We start from the raw sequence: 16,461 nt of genomic DNA on the forward strand, positions 1-16,461 counted from the left end.
TCGCCTATTTTGAGCGCAAAATCCATCAATTTTCGAATGTTTCCAATGCAACTTTCACACGCCCCTCCGCCGCCCCGTCCGCCGGAAGTCCCACCCTCAGCCACTCCGGCCGATGGTCGAACCGGCGGACCAGAATCCCGGCCCGGCCCAGCGCGTTGTAAAGCCCGGCCGCCCGCGGATCGTCTATAAGACGAAAGAGCGGCGTCCCTCCGGCGACGCGCAAGCCGGCATCCACCAACCGCTCGTCGAAGCGGGCCGCGGCGTCGGCGAGACGGCGACGGGTGGTGGCGATCCATTCCGCATCGGTCAGCGCCGCGGTGGCGACGGCCAACGCCGGCCCCGACACCGCCCAGGGTCCTACGGCGGCGCGCGCGTCCCGGAGCAGCGCCGGTTCGCCAAGGAGAAAGCCGAGCCGGACCCCGGCCAACCCGAAGAATTTCCCGAAGGAGCGCAGGATGACCAGCCCGGGCCGTCCGGCCACCGACGCCACGCTGCACTCCGGGGCGACCTCGGCGAAGGCCTCGTCCACCACCAGCCAGCCGCCCCGCGCCGCCTGCCGCTCCGCCAGCGCCAGCAGCCTTTCGGGCGGGACGATGCGGCCGTCCGGGTTGTTCGGGTTCACGATCACCACCACGTCGGCGCCGTCGCAGGCGTCCAGCGTTTCCACCTCCGTCACGCGATGGCCGGCCTTGACCCAACCCGCGGCGTGCTCGGCGTAGGTCGGCCCGAGCACGACGACGGCTCCCGGACGGCGCAGGCGCGGCAGAATCTGGATCAGCGCCTGGGAGCCGCCCGCCGCCAGGACGCGGTCCGGCGACGGCGCGCCGTAAAAGGCGGCGGCGGCCTCGCGCAGCGCCGTTTCGGCGGCCCGCCCCGGCAGGCGCGCCCAGGCCTCGGCCGGGATGGGCGGCAGCGGGTAAGGCCAGGGGTTGATGCCGGTGGACAGGTCCAGCCAGGGCTCGGGCGCGCCGGGAAAGGCCGCTCGTGCGGCGTCGAGGTCGCCGCCATGAATGATTTCCGTCCGGACGATCCTCTCCTGGACGATCCTCTTGGACCCCGCCGCCGATTCCGCCATCATCCCGCCCCTTCCCTTCCCCAGAGGATTCCATCCCGTGGAGCTTCATCCGTCCGTGCTCGCCGCCGCTCTCCTCATCGAGGCCGCCGCCGGCTACCCGGACGCACTCTACGCCCAAATCCGCCACCCGGTGGTGTGGATCGGGGCGCTTATCGCCCAGCTCGACCGCGCGCTCAACCGCGGTCGCGATTCCTTCGCCGTCCGCAAGGCGGCAGGGGTGCTGGGCCTGGTCGTCCTGCTGCTGGTGGTGGGCGGTGCGGCATCGGCGGTGGCCGGGCTGTGCCGGCATCTGCCGCTCGGCGGCCTGCTGGAGGCGGCGCTGGCCTCCACGCTGCTGGCGCAGCGCAGCCTGCACGACCATGTCGCCGCGGTCGCCGCCGCCTTCCGCGACGGCGGGCTGGAGGCGGCGCGCGACGCGGTGTCGCGCATCGTCGGCCGCAACCCGGCGAGCCTGGACGAGCATGGGGTGAGCCGCGCCGCCATCGAAAGCCTGTCGGAGAATTTTTCGGACGGGGTCGTCGCCCCGGCCTTCTGGCTGCTCGTCGGCGGGCTGCCGGGGATCGCGCTCTACAAGGCGATCAACACCGCGGACAGCATGATCGGTCACCGCACCCCCCGGCACGAGGCGTTCGGTTGGGCGGCGGCGCGGCTGGACGATCTGGTCAACCTGCCCGGTTCCCGCCTGTCGGCGCTGCTGATCTGGGTCGCCGCCCGCTTCACCGAGGGGGCCGACGCCGCCGAGTCCTGGCGGTCGGTGCGGCGCGATGCCCACCGCCACCGCTCGCCCAACGCCGGCTGGCCGGAAGCGGCCATGGCCGGGGCGCTCGACCTCCGGCTCGGCGGGCCGCGGGTCTATGGCGATGCGCGGATCGAGGACGCCTGGATGGGGCCGGGCCGCACCGCCGCGACCGCGCAGGACATCACCCGCGCCCTTCACCTCTACCGGCGGGCCTGCATCGCCCTGGTGGCCGGCGCGCTGCTGCTGGCGCTGACGCTCTGACCGCGCCTAAGGAAAAGGGGCTCCGAAGAGCCCCTTTCCTGTTCAGACGAACCGTCCTCAAGCAACCTGGCCTCAGGCAACCCGGAAGTTCTTGAACTGCCAGGGATCGTTGTGATCGATGTCCTCGGGGAACAGCCGCTCGCGGTCCTGCAGCGGAGTCCAGTCGCCATAGGCGCCGACCAGCTCGCCGAGATAGGGCTTGGCAATCTCCAGGATGCGTTGGAAGTCGATCTCGTCCGGCTCGACGATGCCGCGGTTGGGGTTCTCCAGCGCCCAGACGATGCCGGCGAGGACCGCCACCGTGACCTGGAGCGAGGTCGCGTTGTTGTAGGGCACCAGGGCGCGCGCCTCGTCGATGCCCAGGCGGGAACCGAACCAGTAGATGCCCTTCTTGTGGCCCATCAGCAGCACGCCCAGCTCGTCGGTGCCGCTGACGATCTCGTGCATCATCAGGCGCTGGCTCGGCTGCATGTACCAGTTCTTGCCGGCCAGCTCGTGCACCGACTTCACCGCGTCGTCGCACGGGTGATAGGCGTAATGCACGGTCGGGCGGTAGGTGACGTGGTTGCCGTCGCGCTGGGTGTAGTAGTCGGCGATGGAGATCGCCTCGCTGTGGGTGATGAGGAAGCCGTGGAACGGCCCCTCCAGCGGGGTCCAGGTGCGCACGCGCGTCGAAGCGCCCGGACGCATCAGGTAGATGGCGGCGTCGCAGCCGAACTCGTGGCGGCGGCCGTCGGCCGGGAAATGCTTCTCGTGGCTGCCCCAGCCGAGTTCGGTGGGCTGGCAACCCTCGCCGACGAAGCCGTCGATCGACCAGGTGTTGACGAACTCGCCCACCTTCTTCGGCTCGTTGGACACCTGGGTGTCGCGCTCGGCGATGTGGATCACCTTGACGCCCAGCTTGGCGGCCAGGGCCCCCCAGCCGGCGCGGTCCTTCGGGACCTCCGTCGATTCGCCGGTGTCGGCGGCGACGTTGAGCAGCGCCTGCTTCACGAAATGCGAGACGAGGCCGGGGTTGGCGCCGTGGGTCAGGACGGCGGTCGGTCCGCCCTCATAGGTGGCGCGGTGCGACAGCGCGGTCTCGCGCAGGGCGTAGTTGGAGCGCAGCGACGGCGACAGGGACGGATCGGTGTAACCGCCGGCCCACGGCTCGACGCAGGTGTCGATGTAGAGCGCGCCGACCTTGTGGCAGAACTCGAACAGGGCGACGGACGACACGTCCACCGACAGGTTGACCAGGAAATCGCCCTTGCCCAGCATGGGCTCCAGCACCTGGGCGTAGTTCTCCCTCGTCAGCGGCAGGTTGATGAATTTGACGCCAAGCTCATCCGCCTCGGCATGACCGCGCTCCTCGGCGGTGACGATGGTGATCTGGTCCTTCGTGATTCCGATGTGGCGCAAAATCAGGGGCAACACTCCCTGGCCAATCGATCCGAAGCCGACAATGACCATGCGGCCGGTGAAGGTGATGTGCTTGGTGTCCAGGGTCATCTAAGACGGTCCCCCGTGGTTGGCGTGACAGAAATACAGCCCGACACCCCCGCGCCTCTTGCAAAGGCGGAGGGTGTCGGACCAACGATGGTTTACGGTGATTTTTTAGGGATATCCACAGCTTTCCCGCGATGCGGGACTTATGCCACGCAGCTCTTCAGGACGTAGCCGGGCGTTTCCAGCAGCGGCGCGTCCGAAACCTCGACCACGCGGGCCTGGTCGAACCCGTTGAAGGCGGTGCGCAGGCAGGAGCCGTAGGCCCCCAGCTGGCCCAGCTCGATCCAGTCGCCGGCGCGGATGTCCGCCGGCAGGTGGAACGGGCCGTTCATGCGGTCCGCGCTGTCGCAGGTCGGGCCGTAGAAGGCGAAGGCCTTCACCGGCTCGTCGCCCATCGGCGCGAACGGACGGATCATGCGGGCCGGGAAGCGGAAGCCGGGAACCCCGGCGTCCGACAGGGCGCCGTAGACGCCGTCGTTGATGAACAGCTCGTTGCCGCGGCGCTTCACCACCTGCACGACCAGCGACACGCCCGGCGCGACCAGCGCGCGGCCCGGCTCGCACCAGACGCGGCAGTGGGCCGGCAGGTCGAGCTTCGCCACGCCGCGGGCGATGGCCTCCATGAAGTCGCCGAGCGGCGGCGGGGTGACGCCCGGGTAGGAGACGGGGAAGCCGCCGCCGACATCCAGAACGTCGATCACCACGCCCGACTCCGCGATGATGCGGCCGGCCAGCTCCAGCGCCCGCTCGTAAGCGGACGGGTCGAGCATCTGCGAGCCGACATGGAAGGACACGCCGACCTTCGGGGCGACCATGCGCACGGCCTGGAGCAGTTCGACCGCCTCCGTCGCCGGGGCGCCGAACTTGCCGGACAGGTCGTAGACCGCGTTCCCCTTCGGCAGGGCCAGCCGCACGACGAGGCCGAGGTCCTGGGCGTCGCCCGTCTCCTCCAGAATCTTCTGAAGCTCCTCCATGCTGTCGAGCACGAAGTCGCGCACGCCGTACTGCTGGTAGGCGGTGCGGATCGCCTCGCGCCCCTTCACCGGGTGCATGTAGTGCAGCACCGCGTCCGGGAACATCTGGCGGATCAGGCGGATTTCGCCGGGCGAAGCCACGTCGAAGTGGCGCACGCCGCCGGCCCACAGGGCGCGCAGCACCGCCGGCTCCGGGTTGCACTTCACGGCGTACAGCACGTCGCCCGACACCGCGGCGTCGAAGGCGGCCACGAAGCTGGACGCGGTGTCGGCCAGGACGCCCGGACGGATGCAGTGCATCGGCTCCTCGGGCCGGGCCAGCGCCACCGCCTGATGGACGGAGGTGCGGCGGTCCGACACCGGCGAAGCGCCGAAGGACGGGGCGGAAACGGAAACGCCGCGGCGCAGCGGGGCGACGGCGGAACGGGAACGGATGAAGCCCATGGCGCACTCCTTACCCTGGGCCACCCGGCGCGGGGCGGTCCAGCGAACAGACGGGAATCCATCACGGCCATCAAAGCCGCGGATCGGAATTCGGGTTGTGGTGAAAGGCGACGGAGAAAAGCCGGGTCAAACGCTCACGAGCGGGCTAACAGCTCCGCAGGTTCAAAGCGTCGATGTCCGGCTATGGGCTACCGTCTGAGAGCCCTGCCGTGGAGAGCCAACATGCCTACCTCCCTCTCGGGACCGGCCCACTGATGACCGGTTCTGCCAAAAAGGACGCGGTACGTCGTTGCATAACCACAGAGGGCCATTGGCACGTGCGAGTGCGTCGTCCCCGATGAATTACGCTTTTTCCCCAGCGATTTAAGTGATTTTTTGATGACAGGTCGGGATTGGCCCGGGATTGGCCCGGGATCGCAACGATGGCGGCGGTCAGCGCGGCGCCGCGTCCGCCGTCTCGGCGAAAGCCGGACGGTCGGAGCCGAGCACATGGTCCATCAGCCAGAAGCGCAGGAATCCCCGCACCGCGACGCCGGTGTCGAGCCGGCCGCTCTCCACCTGCTGGCGGATGCGGGCGAACTGACCCTCCAGCAGCCGGTGATGGTTGCGGTGGGCCACGAAGCGGCCGGGCGCCACCCGGCGCAGCACACCCTCCTCCATGGCGAAATGGGCGTGCACATGGTCGTGCAGCAGCCCCAGGAGGTCCAGCGATTCGGTGGTCGGAGCGCCGTGGCGGCTCATCGCGTCCAGCTCGTTCATGAGGTCGGCGAGCTGGCGGTGCTGCGCGTCGAGCGGCCCCACCCCGACCTCGAAGGCGCTGCTCCAGGCGATCAGGGTCCGTCCCTCCGGGGCCAAGGACGCGTTGCGCACCAGCGCGGTGTAATCGCCATCGTGCCGGATCTCGTGCCCACACAGCGCGGCGTCCAGCGTGCCCGCCACCGTGCACAGGAAATCGGTGGTGACGTCGCAGTCGCGCACATAGTCGATGAGGCGGCCGAACTGCTGGTCCAGCATCGCGTGATGGCCGGCGTGCTCCTCCCACGCGGCGAATCCGGCGGCGCGGATGATGACCTCCTCATGGTCGAAATGCATGCGCATCTCGTCCGCGAAGCGGTTGAAGCGGGGAACCATGGAGTTGCGGGTGGCGCCGGCCGCGCAGGCGCTGCGGATGGTCACGACATGCTCCATCAGCGACCTGTGGGCCGCGTCGATGAAGCCGTTGCCCGTGCACGGGACGGAGTGGCCATCCGTGGTCATGGAGCCTCCGAAGCGGGGGACGAGCGGCCAACGACTGGGCGCCGATACCGAAGGCCTTGTAACAGCGTCGCTTTTCGCCCGCAACCGGCTGCGGCGAAAGGTAACGGCGGCCGGGTCATCGGGGGCGCGTCATGGAACGGCACCGGTTTCCGGCTCGTACTTCGGGAAACGGTCGGCGATCACGTCACCGGTGAAGGAGGCCACCCAGCCGTCCGGGCGCGTGAAGAAGCGGATGGCGGTGAATTCCGGGTCCGGCCCCATGTCGAACCAGTGCTTCGTCCGCGCCGGGATGCTCAGCAGGTCGCCGGCCCCGCACACGATGCGGAACACCTTCTCGTCCATGTGCAGGTAGAAGGCGCCGCCACCCCGCACGAAGAAACGGGCCTCGTCCTCGTCATGGGTGTGTTCGGCGAGGAAGGCGGCACGGCGGTCCGCCGCGTCCGGAAGTCCGCGCGGCATCCGAACCACGTCGGCGGACTGAAAGCCGCGCGCCTCCTTCAGGGCCGCCACCGGTGCGGCGTAGACCTCCAGAACCGTCCGGGTGTCGGCGGCGTCGGGAATGGGTTGGGGCGCCGGCCAGCGCTCGAACAGCACCCCGGCCAGCGCCAGATGCGCGGTGACCAGCGCCGGGTCAGCGGAGGAGAGTTCGGTAACGGTGGGATCGGTGTCGCTGTAGACGGACAAACGGGCCATGGCCGCCTCGCTGTGCAGATGCACCCAGCATGGGACGAAGCGGCGCGCGGCGCAACCGAAACGGTTGAAACCATACCTCGGTATGCGCGCATTGAATGAATCAGCGGCGGACCGCCAAGCCCAGCGAAACAACCAGTCCGACCACCAGCAGGAGCCCGACGAATCCGCCGACTCCGGCCCAGCCGAAGGCATACCAAAACACGCCGCCCAGCGTCCCGGCGATGGTCGAACCCATGTAGTAGCAGAACAGGTAGATCGCCGAGGCCTGTCCGCGGTTGACCGGCGCCCGCTGCCCGATCCAGCCGGAGGCGATGGTGTGGACCCCGAAGAAGGCGAAGGTGAACAGGGCGATTCCCGGCGTCATGGTCCACAGGCTGTCCGGAGTCATCAACGCCAGACCGGCCGCCATCATCATCGCCGCCGCCGCCAGCACCCTGCCCCGCCCCAGCCGCACCGCCAGCCCGCCGGACAGCGGCGAACTGACGACTCCGCAGAGGTAGACCGTGAAAACGGCACCGACCGCCGCCGGGCGCAGGTCGAAGGGCGGCGCCAGCAGGCGGAAGCCGATGTAGTTGAAGACGGTGACGAAGGCCCCCATGGACAGGAACCCCATGGCGAACAGGGCGAGCAGCCCGCGGTCCATCAGGTGCCCGCGCCACGCCTCGGCCAGTTTCCGCACGCCCGCCGGCCGCCGCTGGAAATGGCGCGAGGCGGGAAGCGCGACCCACACCGCCACGGCGGCGGCGATCCCGAGCGTGCCGATCACCCCCATCGCCATGCGCCAGGACGCGACGTCGGCGACCAGCGCCGTCAGCGCCCGCCCCGACATGCCACCCAGCGCCGTTCCGCCGATGTACAGGCCCATGGTGACTCCGGCGGAGCGTGGGTCCACCTCCTCCGACACGTAGGCCATGGCGACCGCGGGAAGACCGCTGAGGGCCATCCCTTCCAGCGCCCGCACCAGCAGCAGCGAGGCCCAGTCCGGCGCCATCGCCCCGCTGATGCCCAGCGTGCCGGAGGCGAGCAGGGAAAGCGCCATGATCGCCTTGCGCCCGAACCGGTCGGACACCGCCCCGGCGACCAGCAGCGCGAAGGCCAGAACGCCCGTGGACACCGACAGGGCAAGGCTGGACTGCGCCGGGGTGACGCCGAACTCCCGCGTGAACTCCGGCATCAGCGGCTGCACGCAGTAGAGCGCCGCGAAGGTGGAGAAACCGGCGACGAAGAGAATGCGGCTCGCCCGCTTGTAGGCCGGCGTGCCGGCGACGAGATACTCCGCCGCCACGCCCTTCTGTTCAGCCGCTCCTTGCCCCGCCGGTTCGATCCGAACCCTGCCGAAATCGCCGTCCGCCACGTCGGTCCGTCCTCATGATGCGCCGCAACATGCACGCAAGAGGGGAATGTGCGCCCGCGACGGCGTCCTGTCCAACGGATCGGACGCAGTGCAGCAATATGATTCCGTTATGACAACCGGCCGCTTATGACAACAGGGTGCCCGGCGGATTCAGGGGATCAGCGCGCCGAGGTCGAACTCCTTGGCGAAGGCCAGCATGGCGCCGCAGGCGCTGGCCGACGACACGCGCAGCACGCCGTTGCCGACGACCGTCGGGAACTTGCTTTTCTGAAGCGCCTGCTGGGCGCGCTCCAGATCGGCCACCGTCAGCACCATGCCGGCCAGGAAGGGGCGCGGAACCGCCAGCGCCGGGTCGCCGGTCCAGCTCCAATGCAGCGCGGCGGGATCGGCCACCACGATGGGGGCGCTGCCGGTCGGCACGACGCGCGCCGGTCCCCGCGCCTCCACCGCCGTGCCGAACAGCCGGGCGTAGGAGGCGGCGGTGGCGTCGGGATCGTCGGCGGCAACGACCAGGGCGGCGAGGCCGGTCACCGTGTTGTCGTGCTGGATCAGCTCGGGACGCCAGACCACCTCGGGGGTGTGGTGCTGGCACAGGAAGACCCGCCCGCCCCATTCCGGCACACCGTCGATCGGGGTGGTGGTGAAGCGCGCCTGCTGCGCGCCGCCCGGCAACTCGACGGGGCGGCCGAACTCCACCGGCTCGCCCGCCGGATAGCCGGCCTCGACCAGAAGCCGCTGCGCCGCCCGCGCGTCGTCGGTCTTCAACGCCGCCGCGGCAATGCCCTCGCGGGTCTTCAGCACGTCGCTGAAGAAGGCGGTGAAGGGGTGCGGCTGCTCGATGGCGAGCAGTTCCAGATAGTCGCCCGCCCCGAACATGATGGTGTGGTTGGCCGACTTCAGCTCGCCATGCCGGCCCTTCGGCGAGATGGTGAAGCCCATGCGGCGATAGGCGTCCTGCGCCTTCTCCAGATCGCGGACGACGATGACGAGGTGGTCGATGCCGTTGATTCCGTGTGCGCCCATGACCCTTGCCCTTCCGCTTTGCCGGTTTTTCGCGTCCGGCCAGCCATAGTGCAAGGGGGCGGCGCGACGCAAGTGTCAGGGAGCAAGGGTCAGGGCGCCAGCGGTCGCTCGCGCCATGCGGCAACGACGTCCGGCATGGGCGGCGATTCCCCATGCTCGCCGTGGATCGCCAGAATCTCCGCTGGGGCGACCACGGCGCCGCGCGCCACGAAGGCGCCCTGCACCACGGCCAGCGCCGCCGTGCCCGCGGCGGTCTCCACCCGGTGCTCGATGAAGAAATACTTGTCGTCCCAGCACAGCACGCGGGTCGCCAGCTCGAAGCGCTGGAAGGGCGCCAGCGGGCGGCGGAAGCGAACGTTGGCGGCGCCGATCACCGGTTGCCAGCGGTGGCGCAGGATCGACCGCCCCATGCCGGAGCGCAGCATCAGATCGACCCGCCCCAGGTCCATGACGCTGAAATAGCGGGCGTTGGTCATGTGCAGGTTGAGGTCGAGATCGGTCGGCCAGACCCGGAAGCGCAGCCGCGCCGGTTCCAGGAATCCCACCGCCCGCCCCGCCAGGGCGGCCAGGATGACGGCGATCAGGCGGAACAGCAGATTCATAACCCCACCCCCTCCGGCTTGGCCGGGCGGATGGGACCGCATCGGCTCAGGCGCTCTTGGACGCCAATCCGCGCTCGTCCAGCGCGGCCTGCACCTGGGCCTCGATCTCCCGCAGTTCGCCCACGGTCGCTTCGAGGTCCTGGCGCTGCTGCTCCAGATCCTTCAGCCGCGCGTCGATGCGCTTCTGCAGGACCTTCAACTGCTCCACCCCGCCATCGACGGTGTAGAGGTCCAGATACTCGCGGATCTCCGCCAGCGAGAAGCCCAGCCGCTTGCCGCGCAGGATCAGCTTCAGCCGGGCGCGGTCGCGCTTGGTGTAGACCCGGTTGTTGCCCAGGCGGTTGGGCGACAGCAGCCCCTTCACTTCGTAGAAGCGCAGGGCGCGCGGCGTGATGCCCAGTTCCTCCGCCAACTGATTGACCGTGTAGAGCTGTTCCATGGTGGGGGGCACGCCTTCCGTCACGTCGCGCCGCGGCGGCGTGTGGGAAGCGAAGGCCGCTCGCTCCACGCCGCCGGACGGCGTCTCCGTTCCTACCACACACGCCGCGATGTGACAAAGCCGCGCGCCTTTCGCCCGTCACTCCTCCGGATTCTGCAGGCTTTCGGCGATCAGTTCCTTCTTCGACAGCTTGCCGACCGCCGTCTTGGGCAACTCGGTGCGGAACTCGATCAGCTTCGGCATCTCGATGCGCGAAATCTTGTCGCGCAGGAAGTCCTTCAACCGCTCCGCGGTCAGGCCGGCGCCGGGCCGGAGCTGGACGAAGGCCTTCGGGCTCTGGCCGCGGTAGTCGTCGGGGACGCCGATGACGCAGACGGCCACCACGTCGGGGTGCTGGTAGATGGCCTCCTCGATCACGCGCGGATAGACGTTGTAGCCGCCGCAGAGGATCAGGTCCTTCAGCCGGTCGAGCAGGAAGACGTAGCCGTCCTCGTCCATCACCCCGACGTCGCCGGTGAACAGCCAGCCGCCGACGATGGTGCGCCGGCTTTCCTCATCCTGGTTCCAGTAACCGGCCATGACGTTGGGACCGGACAGCGCGACCTGCCCCTTCTCACCGGGCGGCAACACGCGGTCGGGATCGTCCAGCGCGCGGATCTGCACCATGATCCCCGGCAGAGGCAGGCCGATGGAGCCCTCCTTGTTGACCCCGGTCAGCGGGTTGCAGGCGCAGACCGGCGACGCCTCGCTGAGGCCGTAGCCCTCGACCAGCACGCAGCCGGTCGCCTCCTCGAACTGGCGCTTCAACTCCATCGGCAACGGCGCCCCGCCGGAGATGCAGTAGCGGATCGACCGCATCGAATAGCGCGCCACGTCGGGATGGCTCAGCAACGCCTTGTACATGGTCGGCACGCCGGGCAGCAGCGTGGGCTTGCGCCGCGCGATGGTCTTCAGCACCTGCAGCGTGTCGAAGCGCGGCAGCATGACCAGCTCCGCCCCCGCCGCCAGCCCCATGTTCAGGATCACCGTCATGGCGAAGACGTGGAAGAAGGGCAGGACGGCGAGCATCCGCTCCTCCCCCAGCGCCATGCCGGGGAACCAGGCCTGCACCTGCCGCGCGTTGGCGACGAGGTTGGCGTGGGTCAGCATCGCCCCCTTGGGCACGCCGGTGGTCCCGCCGGTGTATTGCAGCACCGCCACGTCGCGCCGCGGGTCCAGCCGCACCGGCGGCATCGCCCCGTCGTTGGCCAGCAGCGCGTCGAAATCCACGTGCCGCCCGTCCTGCGGGATGCTGGCCAGCTCGCTACGCTTCAGGACGCGGAACAGCACGCTCTTCACCGGGGACAGGATGGAGGCCATCCGGCAGACGACCACCGTCTTCAGCCGCGTGCGGTCCAGCATCGCCTCGATGCGCGGGTGGATCTGCTTCAGATCGAGCGTGACCATGATCTCGGTCCCGGAATCCTCGATCTGGTGCTCCAGCTCCCGCTCGACGTAGAGCGGGTTGTAGTTCACCACCGTGCCGCCGGCCTTCAGGATCGCGAAATAGGCGATCACGTAGGTCGGCGTGTTCGGCAGGCACAGCCCCACCCGCACACCCGGCTTCACCCCCAGCGCCGCGAAGCCCTTGGCCGCCCGGTTCACCAGCCCCAGCACCTCCGCGTAGCGGTAGCGGCGGCCGAGGAAGTCCAGGCACGGACGGTCGGCGTAACGGCGGGCGGCCTCCTCGAACAGCTCGGCCAGCGGCGTCACGGCGATCGGCTGGTCCCAGGCGATGCCCTCGGGGTAACGGGCCAGCCAGGGATGGGCCGGCGTGTCGTCGCCGATGCTGCCCCGGCGCGCAAGATTCTCGGTCATCTCCGATCCTCCCGGCTGCGCGGCGGTCAGGACAAGCGACGGCGGTAGGCGGTGCGGGGGGTTCGGAGTCCGGGCGCGGCGGCGGTCTGCATGGTTTCACTCCCCTCGATTGATTTGATGGTTTCCGGATCGTTGAGGCGCCGGAAACCTTTTGGTTATGACGTTGACGTAAACGTAAACTCCGCCTACTGTCAAGATCCGACGAACACGAATCCAGGGGAGAGAGACGGATCCATGGTTGAGGACATCCTGCGCGAACTCCAGTCCCGCTCCACCAGCTTCCGCAGCCTGAAGGCCGACGTCCGCTTCGCGCTGGAGGACGGCGAGGCGGTGCGGGTCAACGCCCGCGAGACGCCCGTCGCCATCGCGCGGGAGGGGGCCGGGGACGACGATCCCGACTGCACCATCCGCATCTCCGCCGAAAATCTGAAGAAGCTGATGGACGGGAGGCTGAACCCGATGCTGGCCTTCACCATGGGCAAGCTGAAGGTGGACGGCTCGATGGGCGTCGCCATGAAGCTGGCGCAGCTTCTCGACGACTGAGCGAAGGCAACGGACGGCGGCACCATAAGCCGCCGCCGCACAACGACCACAAAGGGCGAACACAGGGAGGGAACGATTCATGACGCACGCCCTGCGCGCGGCGCTGGCGACCGCCGGCCTGCTGCTGTCCACGGCCGCAGCCCACGCCGCCGAGCCGCGCACGCTGACCTACCGGATTTTGATGGGCGACGATCCGGTGGGGTCGGAAACCGTCCGGCTGGAGCCGCAGGGCGACGTGACCAAGGTCGCGGTCACCGCCTCGACGCGCGTGAAGGTGCTGTTCATCAACTTCCGCTACGACCACAAGCGGGAGGAGGTCTGGAAAGGCCGGACGCTCGAATCGATGAGCGCCCAGACCGACGACGACGGCACGCCCCACGCCATCCGCATGATGCGGACCGGCGGCGGCTATTCCGTCACGGTGGACGGCAAGGTTGACCAAGCCGGCGCCGACGCCCTGCCCCTCACGCTGTGGACACCGGAGGTGCTGAAGCGCCCCACCCTGCTCTCGGTCATCGACGGCAAGCCCTACCGCGTGCGCACCGACCTCGTCGGCACCGAGACGCTGACGGTCGGCGGGCAGGCGGTGCCGGCGCAGCATCACCGTATTTCCGGCGACGTGGAGCGCGATTTGTGGTTCGACGCGCAGGGCACGCTGCTGAAGACCCGCTTCAAGCGCAGCGGCTACGATGTTACCTACATTCTGGACTGAGACGTGTTCTGCGTGAGGGTGTGATGCCGCTGTTCGTGTTCCCCGACGACCCGTCCTGGAACGAGGAAGCCGACGCCGTGGAGTTCGCGGTGGAGGTCGGGGAGTATCACGGGCGGGTGTTCGTCCCGCGCCGCGCCCTGCAAACCCTCGCCGGCCATCTGCCGAAGCCGGACGAGGCGCTTCAGTATGTCTGCCTGAACCGCCCGGTCTTCGACAAGGCGGTGGAGGCCCGCATCATGGACCGCAAGCTCGACCCGGATGCGAACGTGCATCTGACGGCGCGGGATGTGAGAAGGGTGGCACCGTAGACCGTAAGTGGTCGCGTCGAGCCCCCACCCAAACCCTCCCCCGCTTCGCAGGGGAGGGCTTTTTCTCCTCCCCTTGCGGAGCGGGGGGAGGCCGGGAGGGGGGCTCGACACGACCACCCCTACCCTCAAATGCTGTAATTGTCCGCGATCCCCGACCGCAGCTGCTCAACCTGCTCGCGGAAGCCGCCGCTCTCGCGGCCCGGCTCGTTGCGGACGTCCTGGACGATGCGCGCCGGGCTGCCGCCCAGCACGATGATGCGGTCGGCGAGATGAACCGCCTCTTCCAGGTCGTGGGTGACGAACAGCACGGTCTTGCCGGTCTCGCGGTGGATGCGCAGCAACTCGTCCTGAAGCCCGTGCCGGGTGATGGCGTCGAGCGCGCCGAACGGCTCGTCCATCAGCAGGATGTCGGGATCGACGGCCAGGGCGCGGGCGATGCCGACGCGTTGGCGCTGGCCGCCTGACAGCTCGTAGGGCCAGCGCCGGCCGTAATCGTCCAGCCGGACGAGACGCAGCGCCGCGGCCACCCGCTCCTCCCGCTCGGTGGTGGAGATCGGCAGACCCTCCAGCCCGAAGCGGACGTTCTTGGCGACCCGCCGCCAAGGCAGCAGACGGGCGTCCTGGAAGACGAGGCTGACCGGACGGTGGCCCGGCTTCTTCGTCTCGTGGATGGTCACGGCACCGGCGCGCGCCGTGTGCAGCCCGGCGACGACGCGCAGCAGCGTGGACTTGCCGACGCCGGACGGTCCGACGATGGCGACGAAGCTGCCGCGCTCGATGGACAGGTCGACGTCCACCAGGACCGGCGGAGCCTCGGCGCCATAGCCGATGGCGACGCCCTTCAAGTCGATCACAGCGGAGCCATTCACTTTTGCCATGCGAGCACCCGCTGCTGAACCTGCATGAACAGGAAGTCGCACACGCCGTAGAGCGCCGCGATGGTGACCATGTAGAGCACGACGATGTGCGTGGCGAGCAGGCCGGAGGCGTCGGACATGCGCGCGCCCAGGCCGGAGATGCCGAACAGCTCCGCCGCCACCACGGTCATCCAGCCCTGCCCCAGCCCGGCGCGCACGCCGGACAGGATGCCCGGCAGCGCGCCGGGCAGGACGATCTTGAACAGGCGCGGGATCAGCCCGCCCTGCCCGAAGGCGTGGCCGAGTTCGATCAGGTCCTTGTCCACCCCGCGCACCGCGCTGTAGGTGGCGTAGTAGTTGATCCAGAAGACCGTCAGCGCGATCAGGAAGGTCGCCGCCGACTTGCTGACGCCGAACCAGATGATCGCGAAAGGAATCCAGGCGATGGACGGGATGGGACGCAGCATGCGCACCACCCAGGCCTGGAAGGCGTCCCAGACGCCCCAGGTCGCCGCCGCCGTGCCGAAGGTGATGCCCAGGACGGTGCCGAGCGCCAGCCCCGACAGATAGTGCGACAGGCTGGCGAAGACCATCGCCTGCCAGGTGCCGGACCGGAACTCCGCCAGGAAGGCGCCGGGCACCGCGCTGGGCGAAGGCAGCAGCCCGGCGGGCACGACGCCGCTGCGCGCCAGCGCTTCCCAGGCGAGCAGGAAAGCGCCGACGCCGAGCGCCGACAGGGCGATGGAGCTGTGAAGCTTCAGCGGTTGACGCATCGCGCTTACTTCGCGGCGGCCGCGTCGTAGAAGCGGAAGTCGAAGGCCTCCGCCACCGGGATGGTGCCCTCGGCCGAGCCGATCTCCTTGGCGTAGGTCATCATCTGCTCGACCGCCGGGACGACGCCGTGCGGGTCGGCGACGAACTTGGAGCCCGGCGAGCGGAAGGCGGCCTCCAGCGTGGCCGGCTCCATCAGGCCCTTGCCTAGATACTCGTTGGCGACCGTGGCGGAGCGGGCCGGGTCCTTGGCGATCAGGTCGACGGCGCGGATGTGCGCCTTGAGCAGGCGGGTCAGCGCCTCGCCATGTTCCTTGGCGACCGGGCCGCGGACCGCGATGACGGTGCCGGGCTGGTTGGGGAACATCTCCGCGCCGGTGGCGAGCAGGCCGACGTTCGGGTCGACCTTCTGGGTCACGGTCACCGTCGGCTCACGGATCGTCGCGGCGTCGAGCGCGCCGGCGAGCAGAGCCTGCTGGGTCTTCTCGATGCCCATGGAGATGATCTCCACGTTGGCCGGATCGGCCTTCACCACCTTGAACAGCCAGTGGCGCAGCACCGTGTCCGGGACCGAGCCCGGCGGCTGCGTGCCGATCTTCACCTTGCGGCCGCTGTCGGCGACGAACTTCGCGATCGAGTCAGCGGTGGCCTTGCCGCCCAGCGCCTTGGCGAACTCGCCGCGGCTGGCGACGACCATCTCCTCGACCGCCGAGTTGGCGATCACCGACACGTCCGCGCCCTTCGAGCGGGCGACCAGGACCGGGGCGACGCCGGCGTAGAGCAGGTCGATCTTGCCGGCGGCCATCGCCTGGATCGCATGCGGGCCGGATTCGAACTTGGTCAGCTTCAGGTCGATGCCCGCCTCGCGCGCCCAGCCCTCCCCTTCCAGGATGAACAGCGGCGCGGCGGCAAGGATGGGGATGTAGCCGACCTCCAGCTTCACCGGATCGGCGGCGCGGGCCGCGCCGGGCGTCAGGGCGGTCAGGGACGCGGCGGTCAGGGATGCGACGGCGGCCACAGCCAGCATCGCGGAGCGTCGGGTCAGGGCGGTCATGGTTCCATCC

At 69.3% G+C, this 16,461-nt stretch carries 17 protein-coding genes; 4 read left to right on the forward strand and 13 right to left on the reverse strand.

Annotation, left to right across the window (positions count from 1 at the left end):
• Window positions 1-25 precede the first annotated feature (25 nt).
• Window positions 26-1,078: a threonine-phosphate decarboxylase CobD gene (cobD, locus tag ACWPN5_RS11235; protein ID WP_492295420.1), complete on the reverse strand. Its 1,053-nt coding sequence runs from the start codon at window positions 1,076-1,078 to the stop codon at window positions 26-28.
• A gap of 34 nt (window positions 1,079-1,112) precedes the next feature.
• On the opposite strand from cobD, the gene cbiB reads away from it, so the two are divergent.
• Window positions 1,113-2,075, forward strand: a complete 963-nt coding sequence (cbiB, locus tag ACWPN5_RS11240) for an adenosylcobinamide-phosphate synthase CbiB (RefSeq protein ID WP_492295421.1) — start codon at window positions 1,113-1,115, stop codon at window positions 2,073-2,075.
• A gap of 72 nt (window positions 2,076-2,147) precedes the next feature.
• Here cbiB and ACWPN5_RS11245 read toward each other — a convergent pair whose 3' ends face one another.
• The 9 genes from ACWPN5_RS11245 to ACWPN5_RS11285 all read right to left on the reverse strand — a co-directional run bounded on the left by ACWPN5_RS11245 (window position 2,148) and on the right by ACWPN5_RS11285 (window position 12,206).
• Window positions 2,148-3,566: a homospermidine synthase gene (locus tag ACWPN5_RS11245; RefSeq protein ID WP_492295422.1), complete on the reverse strand. Its 1,419-nt coding sequence runs from the start codon at window positions 3,564-3,566 to the stop codon at window positions 2,148-2,150.
• Window positions 3,567-3,706: 140 nt separating this feature from the next.
• On the reverse strand, window positions 3,707-4,981 hold the full coding sequence (locus ACWPN5_RS11250; RefSeq protein WP_492295423.1) for a type III PLP-dependent enzyme: 1,275 nt from the start codon (window positions 4,979-4,981) through the stop codon (window positions 3,707-3,709).
• A 432-nt stretch (window positions 4,982-5,413) separates the two neighbouring features.
• Window positions 5,414-6,238, reverse strand: coding sequence for a hemerythrin domain-containing protein (locus ACWPN5_RS11255; RefSeq protein ID WP_492295424.1), 825 nt, complete (start codon window positions 6,236-6,238; stop codon window positions 5,414-5,416).
• Between the two features lie 129 nt (window positions 6,239-6,367).
• Window positions 6,368-6,931: a 1,2-dihydroxy-3-keto-5-methylthiopentene dioxygenase gene (locus ACWPN5_RS11260; protein WP_145686402.1), complete on the reverse strand. Its 564-nt coding sequence runs from the start codon at window positions 6,929-6,931 to the stop codon at window positions 6,368-6,370.
• Window positions 6,932-7,031: 100 nt separating this feature from the next.
• Complete coding sequence (locus ACWPN5_RS11265; RefSeq protein WP_492295425.1) at window positions 7,032-8,285, reverse strand: MFS transporter; 1,254 nt, start codon at window positions 8,283-8,285, stop codon at window positions 7,032-7,034.
• Between the two features lie 150 nt (window positions 8,286-8,435).
• Window positions 8,436-9,308, reverse strand: a complete 873-nt coding sequence (locus ACWPN5_RS11270) for a VOC family protein (RefSeq protein ID WP_492295426.1) — start codon at window positions 9,306-9,308, stop codon at window positions 8,436-8,438.
• A gap of 89 nt (window positions 9,309-9,397) precedes the next feature.
• Window positions 9,398-9,910, reverse strand: a complete 513-nt coding sequence (locus ACWPN5_RS11275; protein WP_492295427.1) for a thioesterase family protein — start codon at window positions 9,908-9,910, stop codon at window positions 9,398-9,400.
• Between the two features lie 46 nt (window positions 9,911-9,956).
• Complete coding sequence (locus ACWPN5_RS11280; RefSeq protein WP_145687001.1) at window positions 9,957-10,349, reverse strand: MerR family transcriptional regulator; 393 nt, start codon at window positions 10,347-10,349, stop codon at window positions 9,957-9,959.
• 138 nt (window positions 10,350-10,487) lie between these two features.
• Window positions 10,488-12,206 (reverse strand): long-chain-fatty-acid--CoA ligase, encoded by a 1,719-nt coding sequence (locus ACWPN5_RS11285; RefSeq protein ID WP_492295428.1) that lies wholly within the window; start codon window positions 12,204-12,206, stop codon window positions 10,488-10,490.
• A 234-nt stretch (window positions 12,207-12,440) separates the two neighbouring features.
• Here ACWPN5_RS11285 and ACWPN5_RS11290 point away from each other — a divergent pair, with 234 nt between their 5' ends.
• From ACWPN5_RS11290 to ACWPN5_RS11300, 3 genes are all read left to right on the forward strand, one after another.
• The gene (locus ACWPN5_RS11290) at window positions 12,441-12,749 is read left to right on the forward strand and encodes an SCP2 sterol-binding domain-containing protein (protein ID WP_119508228.1); all 309 of its coding nucleotides are present in this window, start codon (window positions 12,441-12,443) and stop codon (window positions 12,747-12,749) included.
• Between the two features lie 79 nt (window positions 12,750-12,828).
• Complete coding sequence (locus ACWPN5_RS11295) at window positions 12,829-13,461, forward strand: DUF6134 family protein (RefSeq protein WP_492295429.1); 633 nt, start codon at window positions 12,829-12,831, stop codon at window positions 13,459-13,461.
• Between the two features lie 23 nt (window positions 13,462-13,484).
• Window positions 13,485-13,769: a DUF1488 family protein gene (locus tag ACWPN5_RS11300; RefSeq protein ID WP_038527656.1), complete on the forward strand. Its 285-nt coding sequence runs from the start codon at window positions 13,485-13,487 to the stop codon at window positions 13,767-13,769.
• 125 nt (window positions 13,770-13,894) lie between these two features.
• Here the strand turns inward: ACWPN5_RS11300 and ACWPN5_RS11305 are convergent, their stop codons facing one another.
• The 3 genes from ACWPN5_RS11305 to ACWPN5_RS11315 are packed head-to-tail and all read right to left on the reverse strand — an operon-like array spanning window position 13,895 to window position 16,451.
• On the reverse strand, window positions 13,895-14,647 hold the full coding sequence (locus ACWPN5_RS11305) for an ABC transporter ATP-binding protein (RefSeq protein ID WP_492295430.1): 753 nt from the start codon (window positions 14,645-14,647) through the stop codon (window positions 13,895-13,897).
• Window positions 14,635-15,399, reverse strand: coding sequence for an ABC transporter permease (locus tag ACWPN5_RS11310; protein ID WP_186452926.1), 765 nt, complete (start codon window positions 15,397-15,399; stop codon window positions 14,635-14,637). Before ACWPN5_RS11310 ends, ACWPN5_RS11305 begins: the two co-directional genes overlap by 13 nt.
• Window positions 15,400-15,404: 5 nt before the next feature.
• A complete protein-coding gene (locus ACWPN5_RS11315) occupies window positions 15,405-16,451 on the reverse strand; it encodes an ABC transporter substrate-binding protein (protein WP_492295431.1) in 1,047 nt (348 codons plus the stop codon).
• Window positions 16,452-16,461 lie beyond the last annotated feature (10 nt).

It is taken from the genome of Azospirillum sp. UENF 211521, assembly GCF_058780535.1.

Bases quoted from the DNA above. Each gene is read 5' to 3' on its own strand.
- ACWPN5_RS11295 (WP_492295429.1), top strand. From the start codon at position 12,829: ATGACGCACGCCCTGCGCGCGGCGCTGGCGACCGCCGGCCTGCTGCTG.
- ACWPN5_RS11310 (WP_186452926.1), bottom strand. From the start codon at position 15,399: ATGCGTCAACCGCTGAAGCTTCACAGCTCCATCGCCCTGTCGGCGCTC.
- ACWPN5_RS11305 (WP_492295430.1), bottom strand. From the start codon at position 14,647: ATGGCAAAAGTGAATGGCTCCGCTGTGATCGACTTGAAGGGCGTCGCC.
- ACWPN5_RS11260 (WP_145686402.1), bottom strand. From the start codon at position 6,931: ATGGCCCGTTTGTCCGTCTACAGCGACACCGATCCCACCGTTACCGAA.
- ACWPN5_RS11315 (WP_492295431.1), bottom strand. From the start codon at position 16,451: ATGACCGCCCTGACCCGACGCTCCGCGATGCTGGCTGTGGCCGCCGTC.
- ACWPN5_RS11290 (WP_119508228.1), top strand. From the start codon at position 12,441: ATGGTTGAGGACATCCTGCGCGAACTCCAGTCCCGCTCCACCAGCTTC.
- ACWPN5_RS11270 (WP_492295426.1), bottom strand. From the start codon at position 9,308: ATGGGCGCACACGGAATCAACGGCATCGACCACCTCGTCATCGTCGTC.
- ACWPN5_RS11245 (WP_492295422.1), bottom strand. From the start codon at position 3,566: ATGACCCTGGACACCAAGCACATCACCTTCACCGGCCGCATGGTCATT.
- cobD (WP_492295420.1), bottom strand. From the start codon at position 1,078: ATGATGGCGGAATCGGCGGCGGGGTCCAAGAGGATCGTCCAGGAGAGG.
- ACWPN5_RS11300 (WP_038527656.1), top strand. From the start codon at position 13,485: ATGCCGCTGTTCGTGTTCCCCGACGACCCGTCCTGGAACGAGGAAGCC.
- ACWPN5_RS11255 (WP_492295424.1), bottom strand. From the start codon at position 6,238: ATGACCACGGATGGCCACTCCGTCCCGTGCACGGGCAACGGCTTCATC.
- ACWPN5_RS11275 (WP_492295427.1), bottom strand. From the start codon at position 9,910: ATGAATCTGCTGTTCCGCCTGATCGCCGTCATCCTGGCCGCCCTGGCG.
- ACWPN5_RS11280 (WP_145687001.1), bottom strand. From the start codon at position 10,349: ATGGAACAGCTCTACACGGTCAATCAGTTGGCGGAGGAACTGGGCATC.
- ACWPN5_RS11285 (WP_492295428.1), bottom strand. From the start codon at position 12,206: ATGACCGAGAATCTTGCGCGCCGGGGCAGCATCGGCGACGACACGCCG.
- ACWPN5_RS11250 (WP_492295423.1), bottom strand. From the start codon at position 4,981: ATGGGCTTCATCCGTTCCCGTTCCGCCGTCGCCCCGCTGCGCCGCGGC.